This window comes from Sphingomonas faeni (genome assembly GCF_030817315.1).
GTDB classification, from domain to species: domain Bacteria; phylum Pseudomonadota; class Alphaproteobacteria; order Sphingomonadales; family Sphingomonadaceae; genus Sphingomonas; species Sphingomonas faeni_C.
Window position 1 is genome coordinate 1,866,932 of the sequence record NZ_JAUSZF010000001.1, and the last position, 12,907, is coordinate 1,879,838.

At 66.2% G+C, this 12,907-nt stretch carries 9 protein-coding genes; 2 read left to right on the plus strand and 7 right to left on the minus strand.

All coding sequences use genetic code 11. The annotated features are described in order from the left end of the window. Positions 1-34: 34 nt before the first annotated feature. Together QFZ54_RS08695 and QFZ54_RS08700 are read right to left on the minus strand one after the other, a co-directional pair. Entirely contained in the window at positions 35-745 is a 711-nt protein-coding gene (locus tag QFZ54_RS08695; RefSeq protein ID WP_307086354.1) for a CoA transferase subunit A, read from the minus strand. A 233-nt stretch (positions 746-978) separates the two neighbouring features. Further along, positions 979-1,878 carry an SMP-30/gluconolactonase/LRE family protein gene (locus QFZ54_RS08700; RefSeq protein ID WP_307086356.1) on the minus strand — a complete coding sequence of 300 codons (900 nt, stop codon included), beginning with the start codon at positions 1,876-1,878 and terminating at the stop codon, positions 979-981. A 91-nt stretch (positions 1,879-1,969) separates the two neighbouring features. Here QFZ54_RS08700 and QFZ54_RS08705 point away from each other — a divergent pair, with 91 nt between their 5' ends. Next, positions 1,970-3,613 (plus strand): thiamine pyrophosphate-binding protein, encoded by a 1,644-nt coding sequence (locus QFZ54_RS08705; RefSeq protein ID WP_307086358.1) that lies wholly within the window; start codon positions 1,970-1,972, stop codon positions 3,611-3,613. Positions 3,614-3,905: 292 nt separating this feature from the next. Here QFZ54_RS08705 and alaS read toward each other — a convergent pair whose 3' ends face one another. Beyond that, positions 3,906-6,557: an alanine--tRNA ligase gene (gene alaS, locus QFZ54_RS08710; protein WP_307086360.1), complete on the minus strand. Its 2,652-nt coding sequence runs from the start codon at positions 6,555-6,557 to the stop codon at positions 3,906-3,908. Between the two features lie 382 nt (positions 6,558-6,939). Further along, on the minus strand, positions 6,940-8,220 hold the full coding sequence (locus tag QFZ54_RS08715) for a M24 family metallopeptidase (protein WP_307086361.1): 1,281 nt from the start codon (positions 8,218-8,220) through the stop codon (positions 6,940-6,942). A 71-nt stretch (positions 8,221-8,291) separates the two neighbouring features. Between QFZ54_RS08715 and QFZ54_RS08720 the strand changes: the two genes are divergently transcribed. After that, on the plus strand, positions 8,292-9,629 hold the full coding sequence (locus tag QFZ54_RS08720; protein WP_307086363.1) for a dicarboxylate/amino acid:cation symporter: 1,338 nt from the start codon (positions 8,292-8,294) through the stop codon (positions 9,627-9,629). A 151-nt stretch (positions 9,630-9,780) separates the two neighbouring features. On the opposite strand, the gene QFZ54_RS08725 is transcribed toward QFZ54_RS08720, so the two are convergent. The 3 genes from QFZ54_RS08725 to recA form a co-directional block, all read right to left on the minus strand. Continuing rightward, complete coding sequence (locus QFZ54_RS08725) at positions 9,781-10,416, minus strand: glutathione S-transferase family protein (protein ID WP_307086365.1); 636 nt, start codon at positions 10,414-10,416, stop codon at positions 9,781-9,783. 17 nt (positions 10,417-10,433) lie between these two features. After that, positions 10,434-11,270 (minus strand): class I SAM-dependent methyltransferase, encoded by an 837-nt coding sequence (locus QFZ54_RS08730; protein WP_307086367.1) that lies wholly within the window; start codon positions 11,268-11,270, stop codon positions 10,434-10,436. A gap of 527 nt (positions 11,271-11,797) precedes the next feature. Beyond that, the gene (recA, locus tag QFZ54_RS08735; RefSeq protein ID WP_132739051.1) at positions 11,798-12,871 is read right to left on the minus strand and encodes a recombinase RecA; all 1,074 of its coding nucleotides are present in this window, start codon (positions 12,869-12,871) and stop codon (positions 11,798-11,800) included. Positions 12,872-12,907 lie beyond the last annotated feature (36 nt).

Here is a 12,907-nt window from a genome sequence, read left to right on the forward strand (position 1 = left end):
GGGCTGTGCTTGCGATACACCGGTGCGCTTGGCATCATGCCGTTGCGCGCTCGCGGACGGTGCGGAATTCGATCTGCTTGTCGTAGGGCGCGCCCACGATCATCCGCTTCACGTAGATCCCCGGCAGGTGGATCGTGTCGGGGTCGAGGCTCCCCACGGGGACGATCTCCTCCACCTCGGCGACGCAGATCTTCCCCGCGGTCGCCATCGGCTGGTTGAAGTTACGCGCGGTCTTGCGGAAGATGAGGTTGCCGCTTTCGTCCGCCTTCCAGCCCTTGATGATCGCGAGGTCGGCGCGGATGCCGCGTTCGAGGATATACTCCTGGCCGTCGAAGACCTTCGTTTCCTTGCCCTCGGCGACCTGCGTCCCAACGCCGGTCTTGGTGTAGAAGCCGGGGATGCCTGCCCCCCCTGCCCGGCAGCGTTCGGCTAGCGTGCCCTGCGGACAGAATTCCACCTCCAACTCACCGCTCAGATACTGCCGCTCGAATTCCTTGTTTTCGCCGACATAGGACGAGATCATTTTCCTGACCTGGCGCGAGCGGAGCAGCTTGCCGAGCCCCTGCCCGTCGATTCCGGCGTTGTTGCTGGCGATCGTCAAGTCCTTCACGCCCGATGCCTCGATCGCGTCGATCAGCCGTTCGGGGATGCCGCACAGCCCGAATCCGCCCGCGCAGATCGTCATGCCGTCGAACAGCACGCCTTCGAGTGCCGTCGCCGCATCGGTGTAGCGCTTGTTCGCCATGCATCCTCCTCTGGTCTTTCGCCTCGCATAAGGCGCTGGCGGTCGGTCGGCAACGTACGTCGAGTGATACGCCGCATCTCTCCGTCATCCCCGCGAAGGCGGGGATCCATATCCTCAAGGGCTCGCGGTCATAAGGCGAAGTCAGCCAGTATGGGTTCCCGCCTCCGCGGGAATGACGGTTAGGGTTGGAATGACGGCCGGGGCGAAAGTACCGGGCCCTTTTCCCGACGCCTTCAAAACGCCAGCTTCAGGCCGGGGCGCTTCCACCGGGTCTTCACCAGGCGACCGCTGCCCGAGCAGGTGATGTAGGCGTCCATGCCGTCCGCACCGCCCCAGCAGATGTTGGTGGTGAACACGTCGTCCGTCGCGACGAACTCGACCAGCTCCCCGGCGGGCGAGATCACGCTGATCCCGCATTCGCCGATCGTCGCGACGCAGATGTTGCCGCACGCCTCGACACCGAGAGAATCGAAGAACTTGTAGCCGGCGGGGCGGTAGAGCGGCGTGCCCGAAGCGCTGCCGACCTTGCCGGGCGCGACGATGTCGAACGCCATCAGGCGGCACGTGAACGTCTCCGCCGCGTAGAGTCGCTTGCCATCGGGGGATAGGCCGATGCCGTTGGGGTTTTCGCTAGGGAAGATCACTTCTTCGAGATGGCTGCCGTCGGCTTTTGCGTAGAAGATGCCGGTGATGTCGCGTTCGCGGTCGCGCGACTTGCCGTGATCGGTGAACCAGAAGCCGCCGTGCGAATCGAAGACGATGTCGTTGGGTCCTCGCAGCGAGCAGCCGAAATCGCCGTCCTTGTAGAGGATCTCGACCGTGCCCGTGGCGATGTCGATCCGCTCGATGCGGCCGCCGGAATAGTCGTGCGGCTGGCCATGCGGGGTGAGGAAGCCGTTGGTCTCGCGCCATGCGAAGCCGCCATTGTTGCAGCAATAGAGCTTGCCGTCGGGGCCGAGCGCAAGGCCGTTAGGGCCGCCGCCGGGTTCGGCGACCGTCGACTTGATACCGTCGGGCGCGATGCGGGTGATGCGGCCGGCTTCGATTTCGACGAGGATGACGCTGCCGTCGGGCATCGCGACCGGGCCCTCGGGGAAGCGCAAGCCACTGGCGACGGTGGTGAATTCGGTCATGAACCTCTCCGGGCGAGTCGGGTTGGCGCCGGCTTCGACGCCAGCGTAACCGTTTCTCGACTTCGCGCACAACGAACGGCAGGATGCTGCCATGATCACACCACGCACCGGCGGCCGTATCCTGGTCGACCAACTCGTCGCACAGGGCTGCGACCGGATTTTCACCGTGCCGGGGGAGAGCTTCCTCGCGGCTCTCGACGCGCTGCACGACACGCCGGCGATCGACCTCGTCGTGTGTCGGCAGGAGGGCGGCGTGGGGTTCATGGCGTGCGCGGACGGGACGCTGACGCACCGGCCGGGGGTGGCGTTCGTCACGCGAGGGCCGGGAGCGACCAACGCGTCGATCGGGGTCCACGTCGCGATGCAGGATTCGCAGCCGATGATCCTGTTCGTGGGCGATATCGACCGCGGCACGCGCGACCGCGAGGCGTTCCAGGAGATCGATTTCCAGGCGATGTTCGCGCCCATCGCCAAGTGGGCGGCGCGGATCGACGATGCGCGGCGGATCCCGGAATATGTCGCGCGGGCCTATGCAACCGCGATGTCGGGGCGGCCGGGGCCGGTGGTGCTGGCGTTACCCGAGGACATGCTCCTGGACGTAGTTGACGCGGTCGATCGGCCGCGGGTCGAGCGGGTGGCTCAGGGATGCGACGCCGATACGATGGATTTGCTCGCCGATCTGCTGACGACCGCGGAGCGGCCGGTGGCGATTGTTGGCGGTGCGGGCTGGGATGTCGCCGCGTCGGGGGCGTTCTCGACCTGGGCGGATCGTAACGGGATTCCGGTCGCGGCGGCGTTTCGGCGGCAGGATGCTATTCCGAACGACTGTCCGGTGTGGGCTGGGAACCTTGGGTATGGGCCCAATCCGAAGCTGGTCGAGCGGGTGAAGGCGGCGGATCTGCTGCTGGTCGTCGGGCCTCGGCTGGGGGAGGCGACGACCGATGGCTATGCGCTGGTAACGCCCGATCATCCGGGGCAGCGGCTGATCCATGTGCATCCCGATCCGAATGAGCTGCACCGGGCGTACCGCGCGGATGTGGCGGTGTGTGCGGGGATGGAGGAGTTTGCCGAGGCGTTACTGGCGGTCGACCTGCCGCCGCGGTCGGCTGGGGCGGAGGCGCATGCGGAGTGGCTGGATTGGTCTATGCCGGCGCCGCGGGATCTCGTGATGGACCTCGGGCCTTGCGTGGCGGCAATGCGCGAGCGGCTGCCGGCGGATGCGATCCTCTGCAACGGCGCGGGGAATTATTCGGGGTGGTGGCATCGGTACTGGGCGTATGCCGGGCCGGGCACGCAGCTTGCGCCGACTGCCGGGGCTATGGGGTACGGCGTGCCGGCGGCCGTTGCCGCGTCTTTGCGCCATCCGGAGCGGACTGTCGTGGCGCTCGCAGGGGACGGGTGTTTCCTGATGAACGGACAGGAACTTGCGACCGCGGTTGCGCACGGGGCGGACATGCTGGTGCTGGTCGTCGATAATAGCGGGTACGGGACTATCCGCATGCACCAGGAGCGAGAGTATCCTGGGCGGATTTCGGGGACCGGGTTGCGAAACCCGGACTTTGCGGCGCTTGGGCGGGCTTATGGGTGTTGGGCCGAGACTGTTGCGCAGACCGAGGATTTCGCGGGAGCGTTGGACCGGGCGATGTCTCGGTCCGGCGTGCGGTTGCTGCATTTGGTGACGGATATCGAGGCGATTACTGCTGGGACTATGTTGGCGAAGGTGCGTGGGGGCTGACTGGCTTTCTGAAATGAAGCTCAGCGCTCCATATAAGCACCACCCCGGCGGAGGCCGGGGCCCAATTGGGGGACGGCGATAACGAGGGACGAGCCTTCAGTACATCGGCCTTGCCAATTGGACCCCGGCCCCCGCCGGGGTGGAAGTAGTTGTTGGGGGTGATTTCATCAGCGCAGCCACTGTTCCCCCGCGAAAGCGGGGGTCCAGGAGCCAAAGCATTCAGCGGTACTTAGCTGGGCCCCCGCGTCCGCGGGGGAGCACTACTTGGGGTTAGCGTACGACGGCGGCGAGTTCAGCCGCCTGCCGCCTCGAGCTTTGCCCGCACCGCCGCCACCGCTTCCGCAGCCTTGTCGCCATCAGGACCACCGCCCTGCGCCATGTCGGGACGGCCGCCGCCGCCCTGCCCGCCCAGCGTCGCCACCGCGATCTTGAGCAGATCGACCGCGTTGTGGCTCGCGACCAGATCTGCCGTCACGCCGACCGCGACCGACGCGCGACCGTCGTTGATGGCTACCATCACGGCGATGCCCGAGCCAAGGCGTTGCTTGGCTTCGTCGACAGCGCCTCGAAGGCCCTTCGCTTCGAAGTCGTTGAGGACCTGGCCGATGAACGCCACGCCGCCGACCTGTTCGGGCCCGGCCGCTTCGCCCGAACCACCGCCGCCTAAGGCCAGCGCCTTCTTCGCATCGGCGAGTTCGCGTTCGAGGCGGCGGCGGTCTTCGAGCAGGGACGCGACGCGCGCCGGGACCTCATCGGGCGTCGACTTCAACACAGCCGCCGTTTCGCGGAGGCGATCGTCGCGGCTGGTCAGATATGCGCGGGCCGCTTCGCCGGTGAGGGCTTCGACACGGCGGATGCCGCTCGAGACCGCGCCTTCGCCGACGACCTTGAACAGGCCGATGTCGCCGAGCGCGTTGACGTGCGTGCCGCCACACAGCTCGATCGAGTAGGTCCCGTCCTCGGTTGAGCCCATCGATACGACGCGCACCTCATCGCCGTATTTCTCGCCGAACAGCGCCATCGCGCCCATCGCGATCGCATCGTCTGGGGTCATCAGCAGCGTCGTGACCGCGCCGTTGCCGCGGACCTGCGCGTTCACGTCGGACTCGACCTGCGCGATGTCGGCGGGGGTCATCGCGACCGGCTGCGAGAAGTCGAAGCGCAGGCGGTCTGGCGCGACGAGGCTGCCCTTCTGCGCGACGTGCGTGCCGAGACGCTCGCGCAGAGCCTCGTGCAGCAGGTGCGTCGCCGAGTGGTTGGCGCGGATCTGGGCGCGACGCGCGACGTCGATCTGGAGCTTGACCGGGTCGCCGACCTTGATCTCGCCGGAATCGACGATCGCATGATGGACGAACACGCGGCCGAGCTGCTTCGACGTCTCGGTGACGTTCGCGCGGAGGCCGGTGTCGTTCGAGATGTGACCGGCGTCACCGACCTGTCCGCCGCTCTCGCCATAGAAGGGCGTCTGGTTGACGACGATCGCGACCGTATCGCCGGTGGTGGCGTGGTCGACGCGCGCGCCGTCCTTGACCAGTGCGACGACTTCACCCTCGCCGGTATCCGACGCGTAGCCGAGAAACTCCGTGCCGCCGGTCTGCTCGACGATATCGAACCAGATGTCATCGGAGGCCTTCGCGCCCGAGCCCTTCCAGGCGGCGCGGGCGGCGCGCTTCTGCTCGGCCATCGCGGTGTCGAAGCCGGCGCGGTCGACCGCGATGTTGCGTTCGCGCAGCGCGTCCTCGGTCAGGTCGTACGGGAAGCCGTAGGTGTCGTAGAGCTTGAACGCGACCTCGCCGGCCAGCGTGCCGTCGGTCATGTCCGCGGTCGCCTCGTCGAGCAGCTTCAGCCCCTTGTCGAGCGTCTGGCGGAAGCGCGTTTCCTCCTGCTGCAACGTCGCCTCGATCAGCGGACGGGCGCGCGACAGTTCGGGGTACGCCGCGCCCATCTCGGTGACGAGCGCGGGGACGAGCCGGTGCATCAGCGGCTGCTTGGCGCCGAGGATATGCGCATGGCGCATCGCGCGGCGCATGATCCGGCGCAGGACGTAGCCGCGACCCTCGCTCGCGGGCAGCACACCGTCGGCGATCAGGAAGCCGGCGGTGCGCAGGTGGTCGGCGATCACGCGGTGGCTCGCCGTGTTGGCGCCGTCGGTCGCGGTGTGCGTCAGCGCGCCCGAGGCCGCGATCAGCGCTTTGAACGTGTCGGTGTCGTAATTGTCGGTGACGCCCTGCATCACCGCGGCGATGCGCTCGAGCCCCATGCCGGTGTCGATCGAGGGTTTCGGCAGGTTACCGACGATCTCGGCATTCTCCTGCTCATACTGCATGAACACGAGGTTCCAGATCTCGACGAAACGATCGCCGTCCTCGTCGGGGCTGCCGGGAGGGCCGCCGGGGATGTGGTCGCCGTGGTCGTAGAAGATTTCCGAGCACGGCCCGCACGGCCCGTTGTCGCCCATCGACCAGAAATTGTCCTTGGTCGGGATGCGAATGATGCGGTGATCGGGGAGGCCGGCGACCTTCTTCCAGAGATCGAACGCCTCGTCGTCGGTGTGGTAGACGGTGGCGGTCAATTTGTCCGGCGACAGGCCCCACTCGCGCGTGAGCAGCGTCCAGGCGTGGACGATCGCCTGCTCCTTGAAATAATCGCCGAACGAGAAATTGCCGAGCATTTCGAAGAACGTATGGTGCCGCGCGGTGTAGCCGACATTGTCGAGATCGTTGTGCTTGCCGCCTGCGCGGACACATTTCTGCGACGAGGTCGCGGTCGTGTAGGGGCGCGATTCGAGGCCGGTAAAGACGTTCTTGAACGGCACCATGCCGGCATTGACGAACATCAGCGTCGGGTCGTTCTGCGGCACGAGCGGCGCGCTGGGCACGATCTGGTGCCCCTGCGATCCGAAATAGTCGAGGAAGCCGCGGCGGATGTCGTTCGTCGATGTCATGCGCGGGGACTTAGGCGAGCGGGACGGTTCGCTCAAGTGGAGGTGTGTGAGGGTGAGCCGGGTTCCGAGCGCCGCGTTGCGATGGGTATCGGCCTGAGCGCTCGTCGAAGGTATCCAATTGAAACGAAGCAAGCTTGTTTCCCCGCTAAGGCGGGGATCCAGTCTGGGCTCCCGCCTTCGCGGGAAAACGAGGTTGGTAAGCGCTGCCGCTCGTTAAGAGTGACCACCGCGCACCGCCACCACCCCGGCGAAGGCCGGGGCCCAATTGGGGGACGGCGATAACGAAGCGCTAAGCTCCATTATTTCTGCCTTTCCAATTGGGCCCCGGCCTTCGCCGGGGTGGTGGCGTTGGTGGGGGGTGGTGGCGTTCCTTAGGCGTCCACTACCCCAACGGCGCATCGAGCGACTTGGGCGGTTCGCTGAACCATTTCGGCCCGGCGGCGGTCATGTGGAAGCAATCCTCGATCCGCACGCCGTACCTGCCTGGAATGTAGATGCCTGGTTCGTCGGAGAAGCACATGCCCGCCGCCAGCCTCGTGGCTTCTCCCCGAACGAGGTTGACGGGTTCGTGGCCATCCATGCCGATCCCGTGCCCGGTACGATGCGACAGGCCGGGGAGCTTGTAGCCGGGGCCGTAGCCGAGCGTTTCGTACTGCCGCCGGACAGCGTCATCGACGCTACCCGCCGTCGCGCCGATTTTCGCCGCGGCGAACGCGATCTGCTGGCCTCGGGCGACTTGGTCCCAGGTCTTGCGTTGGTCGGCAGTCGCGGCGCCGTGCACCCAGGTGCGAGAGATGTCGGACTGATAGCCCTGCACGGTACACCCGCAGTCCATCAGCACGACCTGCCCCTCGCCGACGCGGTGGATCTCGCGGCTGCCGTGCGGATAGGCAGACGCTTCGCCGATCAGGGCGAGCGCGAACTCGGGTGCGCCGCCAAGCTTGCGGGTCGCGGCGTTCATCAGCGCGCCGATCTCCGGGCCGGTCATGCCCTTCTCTACCCGCGCATAGGTCCAGCGATAGGCGGCGAGCGTGACCTCGGTCGCCGCCTGCATCAGTGCGATCTCGGCGGGAGTCTTGATCATCCGGCAGGCGCGGACGACCGGGTCGGCGGACACGATCTTCGCCTCGGGCAGCACGCGCTGGACGCCGGCATAGGCGAAGTAGCGCACCTCCGCCTCCAGCCCGATCGGCCGCGTGGCCAGTTTCCGGTCGCGCAGGAACCCGGCGACGATCGCGAGCGGGTTCTCGTCCTCCTGCCAGACGCGCACCTCGGCGGGGACGGCGAGCGTCTCGCGGACCGACGGTTCCTCGAAGAACGGCGTGACGATGCAGGGTTCGCCCTCGACCGGCAGGATCGCCAGCGTCAGCCGCTCGCTCGTGTGCCAGCGGACGCCGGTGAAGTAGATCATCGACGATCCCGGCTCGATCAGCACCGCACCGATGCCCGCCGCCTTCATCAGCGACTGCGCGCGCACCAGCCTCGCGGCGCGTTCGGCGGCATCGATCGGCTTGGTCGCGCCGGTGATGTCGGACAGCGCGGAAAGATCGGGTTCGGCCGCGCGGAGGATAGCGGTGGTCGACAGCAGCGGGGCCGCGATCGCGAGGCTCAGCAGGTCCCGACGCGAGGGGCTGAAGGCGGATTTACGGGGTGTGGTCGACATCGCCGGACGATAGGGTCCTTGACCCGGGCGCCGCAATCCCCTTCCCTATCCGCACTTCTCGGGAGCGATTAATGGCCAAGCGGCTAACCTATTACATCTTGTTCGGCCTCGTCGCGGGGATGGTCGTCGGCTGGGTTCTGAACGCGACGATCGACAACGGCACGCCCGAGTCCGCCGCGCGGCTGAAGGACATCGCCGGCTATTTCTCGATCGTGACGTCTCTGTTCCTGCGGCTGATCAAGATGATCATCGCGCCGCTGGTCTTCTCGACGCTGGTCGTCGGGATCGCGCATATGGGCGACACCGGCGCGCTGGGTCGGGTCGGACTGCGCAGCCTGGGGTGGTTCATCTGCGCGAGCCTGTTGTCACTCACTCTGGGCATGATCCTGGTCAACGTATTGCAGCCGGGCGTCGGGCTCGAACTCGCGATCCCGCCCGCGACCGCGTCGAGCGGGGTGGATGCCGCAGCGTTCGACCTCGCCAAGTTCATCTCGCATATCGTGCCCGATTCGATGATCGCGGCGATGGCGAGCAACGAGATCCTCCAGATCGTCGTGTTCTCGGTTTTCGTCGGGGTCGCGATCACCGCGGTCGGCGAGAAGGCCGCGCCGCTGGTCAAGGCGATCGAGGCGCTGGTCGCGGTCATGCTGCAGATCACCAATTACGTGATGCGGTTCGCGCCGTTCGCGGTGTTCGCGGCGGTGACAGCGACGCTCGCCGAGCGGGGGCCGACCATCCTCGGCCAGCTCGGCTATTTCATGCTGACCTTCTATATCGGCCTTGCGCTGCTGTGGGCGATGCTGATCGGGATCGCGTTCGTGCTGATCGGGCCGCGGACGCGGCTGCTCGTGCGGTATATCCGCGATCCGCTCATTCTCGCCTTCTCGGCAGCGTCGTCGGAGGCGGCGTACCCGCGGACGCTGGAGGCGCTCGACCGGTTCGGCGTGCCACCGCGGATCGCGAGCTTCGTGCTGCCGCTGGGCTATTCGTTCAATCTCGACGGGTCGATGATGTACATGACGTTCGCGTCGCTGTTCATCGCCCAGGCCTACGGCATCGACATGCCGATCGGGCAGCAGATCGCGATGCTGCTGGTGCTGATGGTGACGTCGAAGGGGATTGCGGGCGTTCCGCGGGCTTCGCTGGTCGTGATCGCGGGGACGCTGTCGATGTTCAAGATCCCGGAGGCGGGGATTTTGCTGATCCTGGCGGTGGATCATTTCCTGGACATGGGGCGGTCGGCGACGAACGTCATCGGCAATGCGGTGGCGGCGACCGTGGTGGCGAAATGGGAGGGCGGGCTCGACGAGCGCGAGCCGGCCGACCGTGATCCGCCGGTGGCACCGACCGGGCATGGGCCGAAGGTGAATGTGGACAGCTACGAGAAGATCGGGCCGGGGCAGGTTTGACCAGAAGGGCAATCTCGCCCGTCATCCCAGCGGACGCTGGGATCCAGAGCCACGAGCGGTTGCGTCTGCGGCTCTGGATCCTGGGTCGAGCCCAGGATGACGGAGTGATTGGGAGATCATGAAGAGTGATCACGTCTCCCCATCGAGCCCCTCACGCGTAGGCGTATGGCCCACCCTTCTTGAGTCCAGCCTGATACGCCGGCCGCGCGTGGACCTTGGCCAGCCAGGCGATCGTTGCGGGGCGGGACTCGTTCAGGCCGCCGCGGCTGCGGGCGGCTTCGAGGGGGAAGCTCATCATGATGTCGGCGGCGGTCATCTCCGCGCCGGCAAACCAGGGGCGTTGCGACAGTTCCGATTCGACATAGTCGAGGTGGACGTCGATCATCGGCTGGATCTTTCTGACCGCGACCTTGCCCATAATCGGGATGCGCGCGAGGACGAGCTTCAGAAGCAGCGGTGGCATCATCGAGCCTTCCGCATAATGGAGCCAGAAGCGGTAGCGTAGCGCGTCGGCACGTTTGGCGGGGGCGCCTAGTCTGCCGTCCGCCTTGTCTACGAGATATTCGACGATCGCGCCGGTTTCGGCGACGACTTGGCCACCTTGAACATCGGCATCCTCGATCACCGGCGACTTGCCTAGCGGGTGGATTTTCTTGAGCTCTGGCGGGGCGAGCATGGTCTGCTTGTTCCGCTCGTAGCGCTTGATCTCGTAGGGGAGGCCGAGTTCCTCGAGCATCCACAGGATACGCTGCGATCGCGAGTTTTCGAGGTGGTGGACGGTTATCATGCTGGCTCCCCTGTCGATTATTCGGCCGATTTGCGCGCAGTCCAGATCCAGGCGGCGGCGGGGAATTCCACCGTGGTGCCGTTGCCGTGACGTTCGCAGACCTGGGTGAGACGCGCGATGTGGCGCTCGCGTTCCTCTGGGGCGGCGTCGCGAATGGCCGAGGCGGCGGGGCCGATGCGGCGGAAATAATCGACGGCGTCGGCTACGGGGTCGATGCCCTCACCTGCCCGGTAGGCGAAGTCGATACGCTTGGGCGGGGCGGCCTGCCAGCCCGCGTTTTCGAGGATCGTCGCGACATGGGTTGGATCGGCGGACGCGAAGGGACCTGGTGCGGTGCTTGCCCGGGGGCCCGCATCGCCGCCGGTTGCGGTGATGGTTTCGGTGGCCCAGCGGTTGGCGGTGCGTTCGGCGAAACAGGAAAAGACCAGCGTTGCGCCGGGTGCGGCGGCTTCGACGAGCGTGGTAAAGGCTGCGACGGGGTCTGCGAAGAACATGACGCCGTGGCGCGAGACGTAGAGATCTGTCGGGGCGTGGTTCGGGGCCGCGATAGTGATGTCGGCGCATTCGAAGCTGGCATTCGCTTGGGTTGCGGCGCGGTATCTGGCGATCTCAATCAGGTTTGGCGAGAGATCTATGCCGGTTACGGTCGCGTTCGGGAGGCCTTGCGCGGTGGCTAAGGTGGTTGCTCCGGCGCCGCAGCCTATGTCGATGATCTTGCGGGTTCGGGGAGTGGCAGCGGCGAGGATCGCTGCGTTCAAATGCGGGGTCAGGTTGGTGAAACTGCGGTCGGTTCGGCGCCATTCTTCGGCCCAGACGTCGCCTATTCTGCCGGTCCAGTCATAGGCTGTGGTCATGGGTTGGGGTGCTTTACGGATGCGGTTTGGGGGCAGTGGTTTGGAGTGAAGTATAGGAAGTATAGACGCTGGCGTGGGTTTGGTGTCGGGTGATTTTGCGACGTCGCGGGGCCTGTTGTGTTGCTTTCGCGGTTGTCTTCGCTTCGTTGTTTTTCCGCGAAGGCGGGGATCCAGACTGGGCTCCCGCCTTCGCGGGAGAACAAGGGGGACAGGTGCCGCATTCGGTAGGAACCGCTGCCCCGGCGCAGGCCGGGGCCCAGTTGGGAGCCGATTGTAACGAAAGATCGCGCTTCGTTATTGCCGCCTTTCCGACTGGGCCCCGGCCTTCGCCGGGGTGGAGTACTGGGGGGGCGGCGGTGCAGTGCGGTACCTACGAAGTAAATCTGACGCCGGCGCAAAGTCGAGGATGAGGCCGATGCAAGCCCGATGCCACCACGCCGCCTGCACGATCAACCGCGTGCCCTCACCCTCCCATTGCGAGGGCAATGGGCCCCTCCCTCTCCCCTTAGGGAGAGGGGTTTAGGGGATTATACGTCGTCTTCGGCGTCGGGGCCGGCCATCATTTCTTCGGCGACCTTGTCGGTGCGCGCGCGGATCTGCTTTTCGAGGCGGTCGGCGGTTTCGGGGTTGTCCTTGAGGAACGTCTTCGAGTTCTCACGGCCCTGACCGAGGCGGACGCTGTCGTAGCTGAACCAGGCGCCGGACTTCTCGACGAGGCCGGCCTTCACGCCGAGATCGAGGATCTCGCCGAGCTTCGAGACGCCCTGCCCGTACATGATGTCGAACTCGACCTGCTTGAACGGCGGAGCGACCTTGTTCTTGACGACCTTCACGCGCGTCTGGTTGCCGGTGACCTCTTCGCCGGCCTTGATCGCACCGATGCGGCGGATGTCGAGGCGGACCGAGGCGTAGAACTTCAGCGCGTTGCCGCCCGTCGTCGTCTCGGGGTTGCCGTACATGACGCCGATCTTCATGCGGAGCTGGTTGATGAAGATCACCATGCAGCGTGAGCGGCTGATCGAGCCGGTGAGTTTCCGCAAGCTCTGCGACATAAGACGCGCCTGGAGGCCGACATGGCTGTCGCCCATCTCGCCTTCGATTTCGGCGCGCGGCACGAGGGCTGCGACCGAGTCGACCACGAGCACGTCGATCGCGTTCGAGCGGACAAGCGTGTCGACGATCTCGAGCGCCTGCTCGCCGGTGTCGGGCTGCGACACGATCAGCTCGTCGATGTTGACGCCGAGCTTCTTGGCGTAGACCGGGTCGAGCGCATGCTCGGCGTCGACGAACGCAGCGGTGCCGCCGCCCTTCTGAGCTTCGGCGATCACGTGGAGCGCGAGCGTGGTCTTGCCCGAGCTTTCCGGACCGTAGATCTCGATCACGCGGCCGCGCGGCAGGCCGCCGACGCCGAGTGCGATGTCGAGCCCGAGCGAGCCGGTCGAGATGACCTCGACCTGCATGGTTTCCTTCGAGCCCAGGCGCATCGCCGAGCCCTTGCCGAATGCGCGGTCGATCTGCGCGAGCGCGGCGTCGAGCGCCTTCTGGCGGTCGTTGGTTGCGGTTGCCATGCCGGTGTCGATCACTTTCAGATTAGCGGCCATTGATAAGCTCCCATCGCTAAAGCAAGCGCGCGTGCC